The sequence below is a fragment of the Microbacterium sp. 77mftsu3.1 genome (genome assembly GCF_900100525.1).
Classification (GTDB): domain Bacteria; phylum Actinomycetota; class Actinomycetes; order Actinomycetales; family Microbacteriaceae; genus Microbacterium; species Microbacterium aquilitoris.
In genome coordinates this window covers 854,478-873,464 of record NZ_FNCR01000001.1, presented here as the reverse complement: position 1 = coordinate 873,464, position 18,987 = coordinate 854,478, and the positions used below count along the sequence as shown (strand labels likewise).

Genomic DNA, 18,987 nt, shown 5'->3' with positions numbered 1-18,987 from the left:
CGTCCTCACGGGCGCTTCGTCACTGGAGCTTCGTCACGCCTTCGGTGAGACCCGACAGCCATTCCTTCTCGAGCTCTGCGAGAGTGCCGTCCTCGCGGAGGGCGTCGACGGCCGCGCTCACCGCGGGGGTCAACGGCGAGTCCTTGGCGAGCAGCAGGCCCCACTGGTCCTCGACGCCGACCTTCGGGAGCTCGCCGACGATGAAGGAGTCGGTGATGTACGCGGTGACCGCGACGTAGGCGGTCGGGGTGTCGAGGACGACGGCATCCACCTGTCCGGCGCTGAGGGCCGCGGTGGCGTCCTCGTTCGAGTTGTAGAGCTTCGGGGTGAGCCCGAGGTCGAGCGCGTCGAGCGTCAGAGCGCTCGTCGAGTTCGCCATGGCGCCGATCGTGATGTCCTTGAGCCCGGCGAGGTCGGTCACGCCGTCGGCCTTGCCGCCCTTGAGGGCGATGATCGACTGGCTCGCGGAGTAGTACGGCGACGAGAAGTCGACGCCCTTCTTGCGGTCGTCGGTGATCGTGTACTGCTGCAGGTTCACGTCGAAGCTCTTGGGGCCGGGCGCGATCGCCGCCTCGAAGCTCGTGCGGACCCACTCGACGTCGTCCTTCGCGAAGCCGAGCTTGTCGGCGACGGCGTAGGCGACGGCGGCCTCGAAGCCCTTGCCCGATTCGGGCTTGTCGTCGTAGACGTAGGGCTCGTAGGCGGTCTCGCCGGTGGCGACGGTGAACTTGCCGGGGGTGACGTAATCGTCGGCCGACGGCGTGGCGCCCGGAGACGATCCGGTGCCCGGGGCCGCGTTCGACGCGCAGCCTCCGAGGAGGAGGGCGAGGGCCGCGGCGGACGCGACGAGTGCGGTGCGCAGAGCGGGACGACGGGACATGAGGGCCTCCGGGGGCGCCGAGGGTGCTCGGACGAGGGGGTCGGGTGGGCGTCGCCGCGTGATCGCGGAGAGCCGCTGATCATTCTCGCGCGCAGACGGATGCCGCGGGTCCTGCGGCGACGCTTTGTTACACGCCCGTCACCCCCGGCTGATTGAGAGGATGGGGGGATGATCCCTGCGCGCACGCTCCTCGTCGGTTCCGGTCGCATCGGGACGCGGGTGGCGGAGGAGCTCCGGCGCGCGGGCGGCGAGGTCGTCACGCTGCGGCGGTCGGCGGCATCCGATTCGGACGGCTGGCGACACATCGCCGCGGACCTGTCCCGGTCGCTCACCGAGTCGTTGCCGGCGGTCGACGCGGTCGTCGTGACGCTGCCGCCGGGCGAGGAGCAGGGTTTTCTCGCCGGCGCGATCGGCCGCGTCGCAGAAGCGTTGCCCGAGCGGCCGGCACGCACGATCTGGGTGTCGTCGACGCGCGTGTTCGAGGGGTACGGCGACGAGCGGCCGCTGGACGAGGACGACGAGCCGCGGCCGCGCAGCGACCGAGCCCAGCAGCTCGTCGATGGGGAGGAGCGCGCGGTCGAGCTGTTCGGCGCGACCATCCTGCGACCTGCGGGCATCTACGGACCGGGACGTGACCGGCTCATCCGCCAGGTGCTCGCCGGCACCCCGGTCGATCACGACCGTCGGACCAACCGCATCCACGAGACCGACGTCGTCCGCACGATCCTCACGCTGCTGCAGGCAGACGAGGTGCCCGCCGTCCTCCACGCCGTCGACCGTCGACCGGCGACGCTCGGCGAGGTGGTCGCCTTCCTCGCCGAGCGCCTCGGCGTGCCGGTGCCGCCTCGCGGCGAACCCGCCGAGCGGCGCGGGACGATCCTCGACGGGACCCGCCTCACCGAGGTCGTCGACGGCCTCGCCTACCCGACGTTCGAGGACGGCTACGACGAGATGCTCGCGCAGCGCGGCTGAGCCCTGGCGGATGTCGGCGGCCCGCGCGAGGATGCGGACATGACGCGCACACAGGAGATCCTCGACTGGCTGCGGGACTCGGACTCGTCACTGCGGTGGCAGGTCGAGCGGGATCTCCTCGGCGCGCCGCCCGAGCAGTGGAAGGCCACGCGGGCACGCGTGACGACCGAGGGGAACGGAGCCACGCTCCTCGCGCAGCAGGGGGAGGACGGGCAGTGGGAGGGCGGCGCGTACTTCCCGGCCGGGTTCTTCGGCAGCCCCGAGTCCGAGATGCCCGGCCAGCCGTGGACGGCCACGACCTGGACGCTCAAGGATCTGCGCGAGTGGGGAGTGCCGGCATCCGCTCTCGGGGACACCGCGGCGAAGCTCGACCGCAACAGCCGCTGGGAGTACGATGACCTGCCGTACTGGGGTGGGGAGGTGGACGTCTGCATCAACGCGTTCACGCTCGGGACGGGAGCGTGGCTCGGCGCCGACGTCTCGGCGCTCGCCGCGTGGTTCCCCGAGCATCAGCTCGCCGACGGCGGCTGGAACTGCGAGGCCGAGGAGGGTGACTCGGTGCGCGGGTCGTTCCACTCGACGCTCAATGCCGTCCGCGGCATGCTCGCCTACGAGCAGTTCACCGGCGACACGGCGCTGCGCGACAGCCGGCACCGCGGCGAGGAGTACCTCCTCGAACGGCGCCTGGCGTACCGGCTGTCGACGGGAGAGGTCGTCGGCGCCTTCGTCACGGGTTTCGTGTATCCCAACCGGCACCGTTACAGCGCGCTCGCGGCGCTCGATCATTTCCGGGATGCCGCTCTCCAGGCCGGCACCCCGCCGGACCCGCGGCTCGCCGAGGCGATCGAGATGGTCCGCGCGGCGCGGCACGCCGACGGCACGTGGCACCAGGGACGCACGCTCGAGGGCAGGCGCTGGTTCGACATCGACGCACCCGAGGGTCAGCCGTCGCGGTGGCTCACCTTCCTCGCGCTCCGGGTCCTCCAGTGGTGGGATGCCGCCCGCTGACGACCGCGCGGTGGCTCAGCCGCCGGCGCGACCCCATCGGGCCGCGAGCGCCTCGGACCCGCGGGCGAGGAGGGCGACGTCGGCGCCGACCAGCACGAAGGACGCGCCCTCGTCGAGGTAGCGCTGCGCGGCATCCGGATCGAAGGCGTTGACGCCCACGGGCTTTCCCGACGCGCGGACGGCGGCGAACGCGTCGAGGACCGCCGCGACGACATCGGGATGCGTCTGAGCGCCGAGGAGCCCCATCGACGCCGCGAGGTCGCTCGGGCCGACGAAGACCCCGTCGATCCCGTCGACCGCGGCGATCTCGGCGGCGTTCCGGACACCCTCGACCGTCTCGACCTGCACGAACAGGGAGACGTGGCGGTCGGCGTCGGCGAGGTAGTCCTCGACGCGATTCCACCGGCCGGAGCGGGCGAGCGCGGACCCGACGCCGCGGCGTCCGTGCGGGGGATACCGCACCGCGGCGACGAGCTCCGCCGCCTGCGCCGCCGTGTCGACCATCGGCACGAGGATGTTCTGCGCGCCGAGGTCGAGCACCTGCTTGATCGTCACGACGTCGCCGATCGGAACGCGCACCACCGCCGTCACGGCGGCGGCGGCGACGGCCTGCAGCTGCGCGAGCACCGACTCGAGCCCGTTGGGGGAGTGCTCCATGTCGATCAGCAGCCAGTCGAGGCCGGCGCCTGCGCAGATCTCGGCGACGAGCGGCGACCCGGAGCACACCCATATGCCGGCGAGGGGACGGTCGGCATCCGTCAGCGCTTCGCGGAACGTCGGGTTCAGATGAAACGGCATTCGATCACTCCCATCGGCCCATAGTCGCAGCGCACCTCGTCGCCCCGCGACACCCACACCGGCCGCGTGAACGAGCCGGCGAGGATGATCTCGCCCGCCTCGAGACGTGCGCCGTGCTGGTGGATCTTGTTCGCGAGCCACGCGACGCCCGTCGCGGGGTGGCCGAGGACCCCCTGCGCGACACCGGTCTCCTCGATCTCGCCGTTGCGTGAGAGCACCCCCGGCACCCAGCGCAGGTCGATCTCGTCGGGGCGGCGGTGTTCGATGCCGAGAACCATTGCACCGTAGGCGGCGTTGTCGCTGATCGTGTCGACGATCGTGCGGCCCTCGAGTTCGATGTGCGAGTTCAGCACCTCGAGCGCGGGTACGGCGTAGTCGATCGCCGCGAGGGCGTCCTCGAGCGTGCAGTCGGGGCCTTCGAGCGGGCTCGCGAGGACGAAGGCGAGCTCGACCTCGATCCGGACGTTCGAGAAGTGGTCGACCGGGATGCTGTCGCCCGAGCGGTAGACGGTGTCGTCGAACATGACCCCGTAGTCGGGCTCCGTGATCCCGGTCGCCTGCTGCATCGCCTTGGAGGTCAGCCCGATCTTGCGGCCGACGGGACGCCGGCCCGACGCGACCATCCGGTCGCGCCAGACACCCTGGATCGCGTAGGAGTCCTCGACCGTCGCCTCGGGGTGGCGTGCGGTGATCCGTGGGATGACGCCGTGCGTGCGATCGGCCTCGGCGAGCTCGTCCGCGATGCGCGAGACGTCCTCGGTGGACAGCATCAGAGCTGGTTCCCGAGCTTGTACTCGCCCTGCTTCCACGAGGGCATCGCCTCGTCATCGCCCTCACGGGTGTACGAGAAGCCGTCGGCGCCGATCGTCACCGCCATCTCGCTGCGGTCCTCCCGGGTGCGGACGGGCTGCGGGTTGCCGTCGAGGTCGAGCACGAGAGAGGCCTCGGTGTACCAGGACGGGACGACGGGGTTGCCCCAGAAGTCGCGTCGCTGGTTGTCGTGCACGTCCCACGTGATGACCGGGTTGTCGGGGTCGCCGGTGTAGTAGTCCTGCGTGTAGATCTCCACCCGGTGGCCGTCGGGGTCGCGCAGGTACAGGTAGAAGGCGTTCGAGACGCCGTGCCGGCCCGGTCCCCGCTCAATCGCGTCGGAGCGCCGCAGTGCGCCGAGCTTGTCGCAGATCGCGAGGATGTTGTGCTTCTCGTGCGTCGCGAAGGCGACGTGGTGCATGCGCGGACCGTCGCCGCCGGTCGCCGCAGTGTCGTGCACGGTGGGCTTCCGCCGCATCCACGCCGCGTAGACCGTGCCGTCCTCGTCCTGGATGTCCTCGGTCACCCGGAACCCCAGGTCCTGGTAGTGCCGCACGGCGCGCGGCACGTCGGGCGTCACCTGGTTGAAGTGGTCGAGGCGGACGAGTTCGCCCGGGGTCTGCAGGTCGTACCGCCACGACAGCCGCTCGACGTGCTCGCTCTGGTGGAAGAACTCGTACGGGAAGCCGAGCGGGTCCTCGACGCGAACCGAGTCGCCGATGCACTTCGTGAAGCCGTCGGGGCGGCGCTCGACGCGGCATCCGATCTCCTCGTAGAAGGCGACCGCCCGGTCGAGGTCCTCGGGCGTGCGGACACGGTACGAGAACGCGGCGACGGCGGCGACGGGCCCCTTCCGCAGTACGAGGTTGTGGTGGATGAACTCCTCCGTCGAACGGAGGTAGATCACGTCGTCGTCCTCCTCGGTGACGTGGAGCCCCAGGATGTCGACGTAGAACTGGCGGGATGCCGCGAGGTCGGTGACCACGAGGTCCATGTACGCGCAGCGCAGGATGTCGGGGGCAGGGGAGGTAGGCGTCCGCACCGGGTCGTCGGTGCGGATGGGGGCTTCTTGCGAGACGAAGAACCCGGAGGAGGTCTTGGTCATGCCGTCGCGGTGGCTCATGTCAGCGTCCTTGCTGGTCGTGGGCGGAGTCAGTTCTTGCCGAAGGTGGGGTTGTGGACCGCGCCGAGCGTGATGTGCACGGCCTGCTGGTCGGTGTAGAAGTCGATCGAGCGGTAGCCGCCCTCGTGGCCGAGTCCGGAGGCTTTCACGCCGCCGAATGGCGTACGCAGGTCGCGGACGTTGTTCGAGTTCAGCCACACCATGCCGGCCTCGACGGCCTGCGAGAAGTTGTGGGCTCGCTTCAGGTCGTTCGTCCACACGTAGGCGGCGAGGCCGTATCTGGTGTCGTTGGCGAGGGCGAGTGCGTCCTCATCGGTGTCGAACGGGGTGATCGCGACGACGGGACCGAAGATCTCCTCCTGGAAGATCCGCGCGGTCGGGGGCACATCGGCGAACACCGTCGGGGCGACGAAGTTGCCCTCCGCGAAACCGTCGGGGCGACCGCCGCCGGCCACGAGACGCCCTTCTCCCTTGCCGATCTCGACGTACGACATGACCTTGTCGTAATGCTCCGGGTGTACGAGGGCACCGACCTCGGTGGCGGGATCGTGCGGGTAGCCGACCTTCACGCGCGCCGCCTGCGCGGCGTAGCGCTCGACGAACTCGTCGTACACGTCGCGCTGCACGAGGATGCGGCTGCCCGCCGTGCAGCGCTCGCCGTTGAGCGAGAACACGCCGAAGATCGTCGCGTCGATGGCCGCGTCGAGGTCGGCGTCGGCGAAGACGATCGCGGGACTCTTGCCGCCGAGCTCCATCGACAGGCCCTTCAGCCACGGCGCGGCGTTCGCGAAGATGAGCTGCCCGGTCGAACTCTCGCCGGTGAAGGAGATGAGCGGCACGTCGGGGTGCTTCACGAGCGCGTCGCCGGCGTCCTCGCCGAGGCCGTTGACGAGGTTGAAGACGCCCTGCGGGAGGCCGGCCTCTTCGAAGATCCCCGCCCAGAGGGATGCCGACAGGGGAGTGAACTCGGCGGGCTTCAGCACGACCGTGTTGCCCGTGGCGAGCGCGGGACCGAGCTTCCAGGACTCGAGCATGAACGGCGTGTTCCACGGGGTGATGAGACCCGCGACGCCGATCGGCTTGCGATTGACGTAGTTGATCTGGCGACCGGGCACCTTGAACGTGTCGTCTGACTGGGCGACGATCAGGTCGGCGAAGAAGCGGAAGTTCTCGGCGGCGCGCCGCGCCTGGCCGAGCGCCTGCGTGATCGGCAGCCCCGAGTCGAACGACTCGAGCTCCGCGAGCCGGGCGTCGCGGGACTCGACGATGTCGGCGATGCGGTGCAGCACGCGCGAGCGCTCGCGCGGCAGCATCCGCGGCCACGGGCCGTCGGTGAACGCGCGGCGCGCGGCGGCGACGGCGGCATCCACATCGGCCTTCTTGCCGGCCGCGGCCTGTAGGTAGACACGGTTCGTCACGGGATCGAGGACGTCGAACGTGTCGCCGTCCGCCGAGTCGAGGAAGGCACCGTCGATGTAGTGCTGGATGCGGGTGGGCAGGTCGGCGGGCGTGTGCGGCGCCGTCAGCGTGGGATCCGTCATGTCGTGCGTCCTTGCTCGAGGGGTCAGAAGTTCGGCAGGCCGAGGGCCTGGTCGGGGTGCTCGTGGGTCATGTAGGCGTCGAGGGTCGCCGAACGGTGTCGACGCGCGGCGTGCTCGATCTCGCTGAGGGGAGCGCTCCGCTCGATGAGCACGAGGATCTGCTCGTGCTCGCGGACCGACTCCTGCGCGCGCCCCGGCACGAAGCTGAACGTGGAATCGCGGAGGTGCCCGAGCCGTGCCCACTCGACCTGGACGAGCTCCAGCATCCGCGGGTTCGCGCAGCGCTCGAAGAGGGTCGCGTGGAACTCCTGGTTCAACCGGGTGAAGGCGCGTGGGTCGAAGTGGTCGAGCGTCTCGATCATGAGCTCGTTGATGTCGCGCGCTCGCCGGACGTCGGACTCGGTGAGGGCGCGGGCGGACAGTGCCGTGGCGGTGCCTTCGAGGATCGACAGCGCCTGCATGCTGAAGCGGTACTGCGAGTCGTCGACCATCGCGACGCGCGCGCCGACGTTGCGCTCGAAGGTGACGAGCCCCTCGGCCTCGAGCTGGCGGATCGCCTCGCGCACCGGGACGACGCTCATATCGAGCTCGCCCGCGATGCTGCCGAGCACCAGGCGGTAGCCGGGGGTGAACGCCTCGCTGACGATGCGCTCCTTGATCCACGCGTACGCCTGCTGCGACTTGCTCGGGGCCGCGACGTCGCTCATCGGGAGCCCCGTTCGGCTTCGTAGCGCGCCCGCCACGCGGCGTTCATCGGGAAGAGCCCGTCGACTGGCTCGCCTTCCGCGACGCGGGCGGCGATCCAGGCGTCCTCGTCCTCCTGCGCGAGGGCCGCGTCGGCCATCTCCTCGGCGAGCGCGGGCGGCAGCACGATGACGCCGTCGCGGTCGCCCACGATGATGTCGCCCGGCTGCACGGTCGTGCCGCCGCAGGCGATCGTGCCCCCGGCATCCCACGGCACGTGCTTGCGACCGAGGACCGCCGGGTGCGCGCCCGCGGTGTAGACCGGGATGCCGACCGCGGCCACCGCGGCGATGTCGCGCACGCCGCCGTCGGTCACGATGCCGGCCGCGCCCTGCGCGTGCGCACGGATGGCGAGGATGTCGCCGAGCGTGCCGGAACCGGCCTCGCCACGCGCCTCGATCACGATGACCTCGCCTTCGCGGACCGTGTCGAACGCGCGCTTCTGTGCGTTGTAACCGCCGCCGTGGCTCTGGAACAGGTCCTCGCGGTTCGGTACGAAGCGGAGCGTCGCGGCGACGCCGACGAGCTTCGCATCGGGGTGGAGCGGGGCGACGCCGTCGATGGTGACGTTGTCGAGACCGCGCTTGCGCAGCTGCTGCGACAGCCCCGCGACCGGGACGCGCTCGAGCTTCGCGCGGAGATCGGGCGAGAGAGCGGATGCCGCGGCGAGCCCGGCGGCCTCGCGGGAGCCCCAGGCCTCTTCACGCTGCGTGTCGTCGACCTGGGGGAGCGAGCCGAGTGCAGGGTCGAACGCGATGTCGGGGCCGTCGACGACGGTCGTCGTGAGCCGGCCGGTGGACGCCCCGGTGTCGGGGGCGTCGACCTCGACCTCGACCACGTCGCCGGGGACGATGACCGACGAGCCCGCGGGCGTGCCGGTGAGGATGACGTCGCCGGGTTCGAGTGTGAAGTGCTGCGACAGGTCGGCGACGATCTGCGGGAGGGGGAAGAGGAGGTCGTCGGTCGACCCGTCTTGAGCAAGCTTCCCGTTGACCCAGGTGCGGACGCGCAGTCGAGTCGGGTCGACGCGGCGGGCGTCGAGCACGGCAGGGCCGAGGGGAGTGAAGCCGTCGCCGCTCTTGGAGCGGACGTTCGACCCCTTGTCGTTCGCCCGCAGGTCGTAGAGGCCGAGGTCGTTCGCTGCGGTCACGCCCGCGACGTGCTCCCAGGCTCGGTCGACTCCCACGCGTCGGGCCGCGGCACCGATGATCAGGGCGATCTCTCCCTCGAAGGCGAGCAGCTCGGTGCCGACGGGGCGTTCCACGGTGCTGCCAGAGGCGGCGACGGAACTCGACGCCTTGAAGAAGTAGGACGGCGCGGAGGGCGTGCGTCCGCGCTGGGCGGCGCGCGACCGGTAGTTCAGGTGGACGGCGACGATCGTGCCGGGGCGGCCCGGGAGGGCGGCGAAGCGCGGGTCGCGGGATGCGGCATCCGTTGCCGTGTCGTCGTTCTGCATCTCATGAGCTCCCTCGCTCTTGCGTCGTATCTCAAATCGTATATGATCGGGCTGCACCGGACAACCGGGAATCGACGAAGACGTCGGATGACACAGGAGTCAGCATGAGCACTTCCCCCACCCCTCGCGGGTTCACCCCGACCGGGACCATCGCGACCGCCGCGGACCGCCGCCGCGTCGTGTTCGCCACCGTCGTCGGCACCACCGTGGAGTGGTACGACTTTTTCATCTACGCGACCGCCGTCGGGCTCGTGTTCGGACAGCTCTTCTTCGCGCCGCTCGGCAAGGACAGCGTCCTCATCGGATTCGCGACCGTCGGCGTGAGCTTCCTCTTCCGGCCCCTCGGCGCGTTCCTCGCCGGCCACCTCGGCGACAAGTACGGCCGAAAGGTCGTGCTCATGTGGACGCTCATCCTGATGGGCCTGGCGACGGCGCTCATCGGCGTCCTGCCGAGCTACGAGTCCATCGGCCTCGCCGCGCCCATCCTCCTCGTGCTCCTGCGCATCCTGCAGGGCATCTCCGCCGGCGGCGAGTGGGGCGGCGCGGTGCTCATGGCCGTCGAGCACGCCCCCAAGACGCGTCGCGGCGCGTTCGGCGCCTCGCCCCAGATCGGCGTGCCGCTGGGCCTGCTGCTCGCATCGGGCGTCATGGCGCTCATGTCGGCGATCGCGCCGGGGGAGCAGTTCCTGCAGTGGGGCTGGCGCGTACCGTTCCTCCTCAGCGTCGTCCTCATCCTCGTCGGCTGGTACGTCCGTCGCCGCGTGGAGGAGAGCCCCGTCTTCCTCGAGCTCGCCGAGCGCAAAGAGCACAGCCGGATGCCGATCGTCGAGCTCTTCCGCAAGCACGCGGTGCTCGTGATCGTCGCCGCCTTCGTCTTCGCCGGGAACAACGCCGTCGGCTACATGACCACCGGCGGGTACATCCAGGGTTACGCCACGAACCCCGAAGGCCCCCTCGGTCTCGACCGCGGCCCGGTGCTGTGGGCGGTGACCGGGTCGGCCGTCACGTGGCTGCTCTCCACCCTCGTGGCCGGTTTCGCCTCGGACCGGTTCGGGCGCCGCACGACGTACATCGCGGGCTGGATCATGCAGCTCGTGGGTGTGTTCGCGCTCTTCCCGCTGGTCAACACGGGGAACGTCTTCGTCCTCTTCCTCGGGCTCGCGATCCTCACGATCGGTCTCGGTTTCACCTACGGCCCCCAAGCCGCGCTCTACGCCGAGCTGTTCCCCGCCTCGATCCGCTTCTCGGGCGTCTCGATCTCGTACGCGATCGGTGCGATCCTCGGCGGCGCGTTCGCCCCGACGATCGCGACCGCGCTCGTCGCCGCCTTCGGGTCGACCACCCCCGTCACCTGGTACCTGGCCGGCATGACCGTGTTGGGCCTCGTGGCGACGCTGCTGCTGCGCGATCGCAGCGGCATCCCGCTCGACCCCGATCACGAGGCGGAGCAGGCGGTCAGCCCGGTCCGCGGCCTCACCCGCGCCTGACCGTTCGAGGAGAACCATGCAGTTCCACCACCACGGCTACGTCTCGGGCGACCCGCGGATCCTTCCCGCCGCCGGCACCGGCGTCGACCGCCCCGAGGAGCTACCCGACGAGACCGACGTGCTCATCGTCGGCTCGGGTCCGGCGGGGATGCTGCTGGCCGCCCAGATGTCGCAGTTCCCGCAGGTCTCGACACGTCTCATCGAGCGGCGCACCGGTCGGCTCGAACTGGGTCAGGCCGACGGCATCCAGCCGCGATCGGTGGAGACGTTCCAGGCGTTCGGGTTCGCCGAGCGGATCATCGCCGAGGCGTACAACATCGGCTACATGAACTTCTGGGGCCCCGACCCGGCCGACCCGAGCCGCATCCGCCGCACATCGCGGACCGATGACTACGGGCTGAAGATCAGCGAGTTCCCGCACCTGATCGTCAACCAGGCGCGCGTGCTCGACTACTTCGCCGAGGCCGCCGCCCACGGCCCCGGACGGATCGTGCCCGATTACGGCATCGAGTTCGTCGGCCTCGAGGTGCCCGAGGATGCCGCGGCCCCCGTCGCGGTCACGGTCCGCCACGTCGGCGGCCCCCGCGCGGGGGAGGAGCGCGTCATCCGGGCGCGGTACGTCGTCGGATGCGACGGTGCCCGGAGCGGTGTGCGACAGGCGATCGGGCGCGTTCACGTCGGCGATGCGTCGAAGCATGCCTGGGGCGTCATGGACGTCCTCGTGGACACCGACTTCCCCGACTGGCGCATCAAGTGCGCCATCAACAGCTCGGCGGGGAACATCCTCCACATCCCGCGCGAGGGCGGGTACCTCAGCCGCATGTACATCGACCTCGGCGCGGTCGCCGCGGACGACAACCACCGCGTCCGCGAGACCCCCATCGAAGAGGTCATCCGCCGCGCGAACGAGATCCTCCACCCCTACACGATCGAGGTGAAGCAGGTCGCCTGGCACAGCGTGTACGAGGTCGGCCATCGTGTCACCGACGGGTTCGACGACGTTCCCGAGGGCGTCGACCGCGATCCGCGGGTCTTCCTCACCGGGGATGCCTGCCACACCCACAGCGCCAAGGCCGGGCAGGGCATGAACGTCTCGATGCAGGACGGGTTCAACCTGGGGTGGAAGCTCGGGCACGTGCTGACCGGGCTGGCCCCGGCATCCCTCCTCGCCACCTACGGCGCCGAGCGACGACCCGTCGCGCAGCAGCTGATCGACTTCGACAAGGAGTGGTCGTCGCTGATGGCGCGCAAGCCCGAGGAGATCACCGACCCTGAAGACCTCGCGACGTACTACCTCGCGACCGCCGAGTTCCCGTCGGGGTTCATGACGCACTACGGCGCCTCGGCGATCGTCGCAGGCGCCGAGCATCAGGACCTCGCGACGGGGTTCCCCGTCGGCAAGCGGCTGAAGTCCGCGGAGGTCGTCCGGGTCGCGGACGGCAACGTCGTGCACCTCGGTCACCATGCCAAGGCCGACGGGCGGTGGCGCGTGTACGCCTTCGCCGATGCGTCGGGCGAAGACCTCTCGGCCTGGGCGGAGTGGTTCGCCTCGGCATCCGGCCCGATCGCCCGGCACACGCCGGCCGGGGCCGATCCCGACGCCGTCTTCGACACGAAGGTGATCTACCCGCGGCGGTACGAGGACGTCGAGATGGCGGCGGTGCCCGCCGTGTTCCGACCCCACTCGGGGCCGCTCGGGCTCATGGACTGGGAGAAGGTGTACGCGACCGGACCGTCGACCTGGACGGATGTCGACGTCTTCTCCGAGCGCGGGATCTCGCCGCGTGGCGCGGTCGTCGTCGTCCGCCCCGACCAGTACGTCGCCGCCGTCCTGCCGTTGACCGCCACCGCCGAGCTGGGGGAGTTCCTCGCCGGAGCCTTCCGCCCCGCCGGCTGACGCGCCGAGGTGCCGAGGCGTCGCAGATGGTCGCCTGCGCGGCATCCCGCCGACCATCTGCGACGTCTCGGCGCTCCCACCGTCGGCTCGAGCGCCGCTAGGGTCGGGGTGTGAGCGCCCTGAACCCGCTGGTCCCGTCCGGATACGACATCGTCTGGTCCGTCATCGCGCTGATCGCGGCCGTGCTCATGGTCGTCGCCCTGGTCTCGCTCGCCCGGTCGACGCGGCGGTTGACCTCGAGGCAGGCGCTGGTGTGGGTCCTCGTGGTGCTGCTGGTCCCGGTGGCGGGTCCCGCCGCGTGGCTCGCGATCGGTCGACGAGCAGGGATGCCGCGCCGCGAGGCGTGAGTCGCGCTTCCGGAGCGCGATAATCGAGCGAGCGGTCTCGCCCCGGCATCGCCTGTATCACCTACCCGAGGACGACCCATGGTGTTCCACAGCAAGGCCACGCTCGAGCACTGGGTGGCCGAGTTCATCGAAGCCCGAAGCGCCGGGGAGGAGATCCGCGTCGTCGTGCAGGACGGGTCGGGCGGAGAGGACACCGGATTGGTTCTGATCCCGCTGGAGAACGCACCGAACCAGGTGTGGATCGAACCTCGCGACGAGGGCGACGATCTCAGTTGGCACGTGTTCATCCAACCCGCCGAGCGGACCCTGGAGCTGACCAGCTTCGAGCTCAACGCCCTCACGCACGAACTTCAGATCGCAGCCGAGCTGTGCGCCTTCCTCCAGGAGAAGTCCCTCGGGCACTCCGAGCCGGAACCCGCCGCGGAGACCGAGTCATCCTCGGCGGAGTGATCACCGCTCCGCAGAGCGCCTGCGAGGAACGAGGTCAGGCTGCGATGCTTCCCTCGACGGCATCGGTCACCACTTCGAGGAACGCTTCGATGTGGTTGATCTCGGACGGGCTGAGACGCTCCACGGCGGCCTCCATGAGCTCGTCCAACTCCTCGAACGTGGTGCGCATCTCCCGTTTGGCGAGCGGCGTCGCCGTGACCGAGACGGCCCGTCGGTCGCCGGCGACCTCGTGCCGCACGATCCGGCCGGTGCGTTCGAGCTTGTCGATCATGGCGGTCACCGATGCGGACGAGATCCCCAGATGCTGGATGAGCGCGTGGGGCCTCGCGGCGTGATCGCGCTGCTGCATCAGGAAACGGAGTGCCGCGAACTCGTTCTCGCTCATACCGAGTGAGCGCCGGGCGCGGGTCAGCATGTCGGACTCGGCCACGCGGTAGCGCCGCAACATGGCGAGGACTCTTCGGGCGTCGTGCCGCGCGACCCGAGGGGTCACATCGTTACCGTTCATCGCGCTCCACTCACGCCGCTTGGCTGAGGGCAACAGTAGTGCGCGCACCGCGCTTCTCCCCTCCCGTAGCGCGGGGCGATGCCACGTGGTAGCCCTCCCCAGGCGAACGTCACCGCCGCAGGTTCACCTGCAGGATCTCCTCCTGGTAGGGGGCGCGGACGGCGCCCGAGACCCGCAGGTCGAGCAGCAGGAACGGGCGCTCGTCGGCGGGGAGATCGCGCCAGCGCGCGAGTGCCTGCAGGTCGTCGAGCGTCCGCACGATGACCCCCGCCGCGCCGACGGCTCGCGCGAGGCCGGCGAAGTCGACCTCGGGGATCTCCATCGGCCCCCGCGCGAGACCCATGACCCCGTACAGGTGCACCTCGGCGCCGTACGCACCGTCGTTCCACACCACGGCGAGGCCGCGACCGCGCGCCACCCGGACGGCCGACTCGAGGTCGGCGATCGCCATCAGGCCGCCGCCGTCGCCCGTCGTGAGGACGATCGTCGACTCGGGCCGCGCCCGCGCCGCGCCCGGTACCGACGGGAACCCGAGGCCGATCGACTGGTACGCCGTGCCGATCATCATCATCCGGTCGGGCGAGGCCACCGGCCAGAACATGTTGGCCCAGCCGATGAAGTGCCCGCCGTCCGAGACGACGACGCGATCCTCGGGCAGCAGTCCTGCTATCGCCGCGGCCGCGCTCCGCGGGTCGAGTCGTCCGTCGGGTGCGAGAGCGTCGCCGACGTCGTAGGTCCGGAGCCCGGCGACGTCGACCGCCTCCCGCCAGCCCGACGGCGTCGCCTCGAGCCGCTCGAGCTCGTCGGCGATCGCGCGCGCCGCGAGGGCGGCATCCGCTCGCAGGTACCGGCCGACCTGCGGATGCGTCGCCGCGGCCGCCACGTCGACCTGCGCGATCGTGGCGCCCGGCGAGAAGAGCTCGCCGAAGCGCATCGTGAACTGGTTGAGCGACGCCCCGAACACGACGACGACGTCGGCCTCGCGGATCGCGGCCATCGCGCCTTCCGCCCCGAAACCGCCGGTGACCCCCAGATCGTACTCGCCGCGCGGGAAGACGCCGCGGCCGAGCGCGGTGGATGCCGTCAGTGCCCCGACCGCGTCGGCGAGGCGTCCGAGCTGCCCACCGGCGCCCGCCGTCCACGCGCCGCGGCCGGCGAGGAGGAGGGGGCGTTCGGCTGACGCGAGCGCCCTCGCGACGGCGGACACCGTCGCGAGGGCGTGCGGGCCGGTCGGGGCGAGCGGGGCGGGGAGGACGGGATCGGGCGTCGCCGGGATCTCGCCCGCGTCGCGCCCGCCCACGTCGTAGGGGATCGCGAGCACGACGGGGATGCGGAACGACAGGGCGTGCTCGATCGCGATGACCGTCGTGGCCGCGGCATCCGTCCGTCCCACCGTGTAGGTCCGGACCCCCACGGCCGACGCGAGCGAGAGCTGGTCGACGTCCCACGGCCGCGGGCCCGAGGTCGGCTCGTCACCGACGACGAGCACGAGCGGCACGCGCGCCTGCGCGGCCTCGGCGAGCGCGGTGAGGGTGTTCGTGAAGCCCGCACCGTAGGTCGAGGTCGCCGCGGCGAGGCCGCCCCCGGCGCGGTGGTGCGCATCGGCGGCGACGACACCGCCGGCTTCGTGACGGACGGCGGTGAAGGTGACGTCATCGCGTCGTTCGAGGGCGTCGAGGACGAGCGCGTTGCCGTTGCCCATGACGCCGAAGACGTGATCGACGTGGGCGGCGAGGGCGGAGGCGACTTGGGCGGCGACGGTGGGCATGAGAGCTCCTGGAGACGATGACGACGGATGCCGTATATGTCTCGCGCTCCGCGGCGATGCGGGTGGCTGCGTGCCCCTTTTCCGAGCACCAGGACCTTCGCGGTCCCGGACGGGATCAGTATAGGCGCGCGGACGGGGACGTCCGTGGCACACTGCGGTCATGCTGCAGACGATGGAGATCAGCCTCACGCCGTTCGACGCCGCCCGGATCGTGCTCGACCACGTGCAGTCGTCGGGGATGACGGTGGAGTGCGTGGGTCAGCACGCGACCGCGACGGAGGCCGGGCATCAGACCGCGCTCCTGATCTTCGAGAAGTACTACATGCGCACCAGCAGCCGGGCGTCGCTGACGGTCCTGCTCGAGAACCTCGCCGGTCGCACGAAGGCCGTCTTCCGGGGATCCGGGGGAGGGGAGGGCGCCCTGTTCCGGTTCGACTGGGGGGCGAGCGCCGACTTCGCCGCGAGCGTCGTCGATGCGCTCCAGCCCTACGCGACCGACTGAACCGCAGATGGATGCCGCGCAGATCCGACTCCGTCGACTCCGCTCGCACCTGCTCGTCGAGCCCGCCGCGACCGTCCCCGACGTCGCGCGCCGGCTGTTCGCCGTGCAGGCGCAGGACTTCGCGGCCGGTCGCTGGGCGCTCGGCATCCGCACCTCCGGCGGCCCCGCCGTCGGCGACGTCGACCGCGCGTTCGACGCGGGGCTCCTGGTGCGCGCGTGGACGCAGCGCGGCACCCTCCACATCGTCGAGCCGGGCTCGGTGGGGGCGATCCTCGACGTGACGGGGGAGCGGCAGACGCGGGCGTACGGCATCGACCCGGGAGTGCTCGATCGTGGCGAACGCGTCTTCCGGTCCGCCCTCGCCGCAGAGGCGCCCTTGACCAGGGCCGCGTTCGTCGACGCCCTGCAGCGCGACGGCGTCGCGGGGTCCGTCACCGCGGGCACGCGCATCCTCACCGCCCTGTCGATCCGCGGGGTGCTCGCGCTCGGCCCTGTCGTCCCGCGCGACGAGGGTGTCGCCCGTGAGCAGTACCTCGTCGCCCTCCCACCCCGAGGCCCGGCCGGCGACGACCCGGCCGTCGATCTCCTCGTGGCCTACCTGCGCGGACACGGGCCCGCGACCGGTGCGGACTTCGTCTGGTGGGCGGGGCTTCCGGCGGGGCAGGCCCGGGGAGCCGCCGAGCGTGCGGGCGACCGCGTCGTGGCCCTCGGCGGGGAGCTCCTCGACGTGCCCGACGAGCCGACCACCGCCGTGCCCGCCCCGGCCCTCCCGGGCACGATCGCGCTCCCGGCCTTCGACGAATACGTCCTCTCGTACGCCGACCGCTCGATCGGGATGGGTGCCGGCGATCGCACGAGCGTCGGCCCCACCGCCAACGGGATGGTGCGTCCGGTCATCCTCCGCGGTGGTGTCGCGGTCGGCACCTGGAGCCTCTCGCTCGCGGTGGGGAGCTCCGGCATCCCCGCCGCGACCCTGTTCGACGGGGAGTCGGATGCCGGGGTGGGTGACGCGCTCGCACGCGTGGGTGGCTTCTTCGGGCGCCAATAGCGAGTGCGGAGCCGTGGCGCAAGCGGTTCTTCGTGCCGTTCCGCCCGATTAGCGTCCTCTCGAGCCCGCTGATCCTGGCGGCCGTGTCGGAGGGAGTGCATCATCGACTCCCCGCTGCGCGATTCTCCCCGGCGCGACACCTCGTCGCTTCGCGATGCACCCGACCGGATCCTCGTCCAGCGTGCCGTCGACGGCGACACGGCAGCTTTCGGAGAGATCCTCCGGCGTCACTCCTCTCTCGTGCGCGCCTACGTCTACCGCATCGTCGGGTCGGTCGCCGACACCGACGACGTCGTGCAGGACGCGTTCGTGACGGCATGGAAGCAGCTCCCGACGCTCCGCGACCCGTCGGCCGTGAAATCGTGGCTGATGCGGATCGCCGGCCGGGAGGCACTCGCCCTCGCGACCCGGAGATCGCGAGAGGATGCTCTCGACGAGGCTGTCCTTCCGCCGTCCTCGCATGCGCAGCCCGAGCGCGCGGCGATCCAGAACGACCGCCTCGCGGCCCTCTCGCGGGCGCTCGACCGACTGAAGGAGGATCAACGCCGATGCTGGCTGCTGCGCGAAGTCGCAGAGCTCAGCTACGCCGAGATCGCAGAAGAGATGAACATGACCGACAGCACCGTCCGGGGACTGCTCGCACGGGCCCGGGCGAGCATCGCGATCGAGATGGAGGGGTGGCGATGAACGACGACGACACTCTCGAGTGCGGCCGCTCCGTCGACGAGCTCAGCAGCTACGTCGAGTCCGGTCGCACGCCCCGCGACCCCCACATCGAGTCGTGCCCCGACTGCCTGAACGTCATCGAGGCCCTGGAGCGGGTCGGCCAGCTCTCCCGGGACCTGGTCGCCGACGATGCCGAGCGGATGCCGCGACCCCCCGAGAGCTGGTTCGAGGGGATCCTCTCGGTCATCCACTCCGAGTTGCGCGCGGGTCGCAGCTTCCCCATCCACCACCCCGACCCCCGCGTGACGATCACGGTCACCGAGGGGGCCGTCCGCTCGCTCGTGCGCTCGAGTGCCGACGAGCTCGACGGGATCTACCTCGGGCGCACCGAGATCGTGGGCGATGCCGAGACCCCGGGCGCCCCGGTGCGCATCGAACTCACCGCCTCCGTCGCCTGGGGCAAGTCGATCCCCGAGCTCACGGCGAGCCTTCGCGAGCTCGTCTACCGCGTCCTCGCCGAGCACACCGAGCTCAACGTCACCGCTGTCAACGTCGCCGTCGAGGAGCTCCACGGCACAGAAGGGAAGGAGTGACGCCATGACCCGGGTCCCCTCCATCGGCCAGCCCCCCATCGGGCAACCCTCCGACGAGCCGATCGACGCGTCCGCCGGCCAGCCCGATCTCGTCGCCCGCATCCGCGCCGTCGACGGCGTCACCGACGTCTACTCGCCCCGCTCCACCGTCGCTCGCATCCCCGGTCTCATCGCCGCCGCCGCCGGCGCGGACGGGGATCGCATGGCGGAGGTCGCCGTGACCGTTCGCGATGGGATGCCGCTGGTCGCCGCGCGGATCGCAACCGCGTCGCGGGACAACACCCCGGATGCGGCCCGCCGCGTGGCCGACGCGCTGATCGCGAACACCCCGGACGACGCGCGGATCAGCATCCAGATCGCCCGGATCCACTGACGCCGAGAGCGGTCGC

General features: G+C 71.0%; 20 protein-coding genes. 11 read left to right on the top strand and 9 right to left on the bottom strand.

Annotated features, from left to right (window positions below):
• Window positions 1-19 precede the first annotated feature (19 nt).
• The gene (locus tag BLR68_RS04430; RefSeq protein WP_018188839.1) at window positions 20-880 is read right to left on the bottom strand and encodes an ABC transporter substrate-binding protein; all 861 of its coding nucleotides are present in this window, start codon (window positions 878-880) and stop codon (window positions 20-22) included.
• Window positions 881-1,048: 168 nt separating this feature from the next.
• Here BLR68_RS04430 and BLR68_RS04425 point away from each other — a divergent pair, with 168 nt between their 5' ends.
• Together BLR68_RS04425 and BLR68_RS04420 are read left to right on the top strand one after the other, a co-directional pair.
• Window positions 1,049-1,852, top strand: coding sequence for a sugar nucleotide-binding protein (locus BLR68_RS04425; RefSeq protein ID WP_018188838.1), 804 nt, complete (start codon window positions 1,049-1,051; stop codon window positions 1,850-1,852).
• A 39-nt stretch (window positions 1,853-1,891) separates the two neighbouring features.
• Entirely contained in the window at window positions 1,892-2,860 is a 969-nt protein-coding gene (locus tag BLR68_RS04420) for a hypothetical protein (RefSeq protein ID WP_018188837.1), read from the top strand.
• A 15-nt stretch (window positions 2,861-2,875) separates the two neighbouring features.
• Here the strand turns inward: BLR68_RS04420 and BLR68_RS04415 are convergent, their stop codons facing one another.
• The 6 genes from BLR68_RS04415 to BLR68_RS04390 are packed head-to-tail and all read right to left on the bottom strand — an operon-like array spanning window position 2,876 to window position 9,332.
• Window positions 2,876-3,658 carry an HpcH/HpaI aldolase family protein gene (locus BLR68_RS04415; protein WP_018188836.1) on the bottom strand — a complete coding sequence of 261 codons (783 nt, stop codon included), beginning with the start codon at window positions 3,656-3,658 and terminating at the stop codon, window positions 2,876-2,878.
• The gene (locus tag BLR68_RS04410) at window positions 3,643-4,428 is read right to left on the bottom strand and encodes a 2-keto-4-pentenoate hydratase (protein ID WP_018188835.1); all 786 of its coding nucleotides are present in this window, start codon (window positions 4,426-4,428) and stop codon (window positions 3,643-3,645) included. Before BLR68_RS04410 ends, BLR68_RS04415 begins: the two co-directional genes overlap by 16 nt.
• Window positions 4,428-5,591 carry a 3,4-dihydroxyphenylacetate 2,3-dioxygenase gene (gene hpaD, locus BLR68_RS04405; RefSeq protein ID WP_018188834.1) on the bottom strand — a complete coding sequence of 388 codons (1,164 nt, stop codon included), beginning with the start codon at window positions 5,589-5,591 and terminating at the stop codon, window positions 4,428-4,430. The genes BLR68_RS04410 and hpaD overlap by 1 nt, the downstream gene beginning before the upstream one ends.
• Window positions 5,592-5,620: 29 nt before the next feature.
• Window positions 5,621-7,132 carry a 5-carboxymethyl-2-hydroxymuconate semialdehyde dehydrogenase gene (gene hpaE, locus BLR68_RS04400; RefSeq protein WP_018188833.1) on the bottom strand — a complete coding sequence of 504 codons (1,512 nt, stop codon included), beginning with the start codon at window positions 7,130-7,132 and terminating at the stop codon, window positions 5,621-5,623.
• A gap of 23 nt (window positions 7,133-7,155) precedes the next feature.
• Window positions 7,156-7,839: a GntR family transcriptional regulator gene (locus BLR68_RS04395; RefSeq protein ID WP_018188832.1), complete on the bottom strand. Its 684-nt coding sequence runs from the start codon at window positions 7,837-7,839 to the stop codon at window positions 7,156-7,158.
• A complete protein-coding gene (locus tag BLR68_RS04390; protein WP_018188831.1) occupies window positions 7,836-9,332 on the bottom strand; it encodes a fumarylacetoacetate hydrolase family protein in 1,497 nt (498 codons plus the stop codon). Before BLR68_RS04390 ends, BLR68_RS04395 begins: the two co-directional genes overlap by 4 nt.
• A gap of 104 nt (window positions 9,333-9,436) precedes the next feature.
• Between BLR68_RS04390 and BLR68_RS04385 the strand changes: the two genes are divergently transcribed.
• The 4 genes from BLR68_RS04385 (at window position 9,437) to BLR68_RS04370 (ending at window position 13,513) form a co-directional block, all read left to right on the top strand.
• Complete coding sequence (locus BLR68_RS04385; protein WP_018188830.1) at window positions 9,437-10,819, top strand: MFS transporter; 1,383 nt, start codon at window positions 9,437-9,439, stop codon at window positions 10,817-10,819.
• 16 nt (window positions 10,820-10,835) lie between these two features.
• Window positions 10,836-12,716: an FAD-dependent monooxygenase gene (locus BLR68_RS04380; protein ID WP_018188829.1), complete on the top strand. Its 1,881-nt coding sequence runs from the start codon at window positions 10,836-10,838 to the stop codon at window positions 12,714-12,716.
• 110 nt (window positions 12,717-12,826) lie between these two features.
• Window positions 12,827-13,063 (top strand): PLDc N-terminal domain-containing protein, encoded by a 237-nt coding sequence (locus tag BLR68_RS04375; RefSeq protein ID WP_018188828.1) that lies wholly within the window; start codon window positions 12,827-12,829, stop codon window positions 13,061-13,063.
• A gap of 78 nt (window positions 13,064-13,141) precedes the next feature.
• Window positions 13,142-13,513 carry a hypothetical protein gene (locus BLR68_RS04370; RefSeq protein WP_018188827.1) on the top strand — a complete coding sequence of 124 codons (372 nt, stop codon included), beginning with the start codon at window positions 13,142-13,144 and terminating at the stop codon, window positions 13,511-13,513.
• A 34-nt stretch (window positions 13,514-13,547) separates the two neighbouring features.
• Here the strand turns inward: BLR68_RS04370 and BLR68_RS04365 are convergent, their stop codons facing one another.
• Together BLR68_RS04365 and BLR68_RS04360 are read right to left on the bottom strand one after the other, a co-directional pair.
• Window positions 13,548-13,961: a MarR family winged helix-turn-helix transcriptional regulator gene (locus BLR68_RS04365; RefSeq protein ID WP_018188826.1), complete on the bottom strand. Its 414-nt coding sequence runs from the start codon at window positions 13,959-13,961 to the stop codon at window positions 13,548-13,550.
• A 169-nt stretch (window positions 13,962-14,130) separates the two neighbouring features.
• Window positions 14,131-15,789 (bottom strand): thiamine pyrophosphate-binding protein, encoded by a 1,659-nt coding sequence (locus BLR68_RS04360; protein ID WP_018188825.1) that lies wholly within the window; start codon window positions 15,787-15,789, stop codon window positions 14,131-14,133.
• A gap of 160 nt (window positions 15,790-15,949) precedes the next feature.
• Between BLR68_RS04360 and BLR68_RS04355 the strand changes: the two genes are divergently transcribed.
• The 5 genes from BLR68_RS04355 (at window position 15,950) to BLR68_RS04335 (ending at window position 18,971) form a co-directional block, all read left to right on the top strand.
• Window positions 15,950-16,291 (top strand): DUF6054 family protein, encoded by a 342-nt coding sequence (locus BLR68_RS04355; protein ID WP_018188824.1) that lies wholly within the window; start codon window positions 15,950-15,952, stop codon window positions 16,289-16,291.
• Entirely contained in the window at window positions 16,263-17,339 is a 1,077-nt protein-coding gene (locus BLR68_RS04350) for a winged helix DNA-binding domain-containing protein (RefSeq protein ID WP_091362290.1), read from the top strand. The genes BLR68_RS04355 and BLR68_RS04350 overlap by 29 nt, the downstream gene beginning before the upstream one ends.
• A 99-nt stretch (window positions 17,340-17,438) precedes the next feature.
• Entirely contained in the window at window positions 17,439-18,026 is a 588-nt protein-coding gene (locus tag BLR68_RS04345; protein ID WP_336126414.1) for an RNA polymerase sigma factor, read from the top strand.
• Window positions 18,023-18,598 (top strand): Asp23/Gls24 family envelope stress response protein, encoded by a 576-nt coding sequence (locus BLR68_RS04340; protein WP_256335309.1) that lies wholly within the window; start codon window positions 18,023-18,025, stop codon window positions 18,596-18,598. Before BLR68_RS04345 ends, BLR68_RS04340 begins: the two co-directional genes overlap by 4 nt.
• Window positions 18,599-18,602: 4 nt before the next feature.
• Window positions 18,603-18,971 carry a hypothetical protein gene (locus BLR68_RS04335; RefSeq protein ID WP_018188820.1) on the top strand — a complete coding sequence of 123 codons (369 nt, stop codon included), beginning with the start codon at window positions 18,603-18,605 and terminating at the stop codon, window positions 18,969-18,971.
• The last annotated feature ends 16 nt before the right edge of the window (window positions 18,972-18,987 follow it).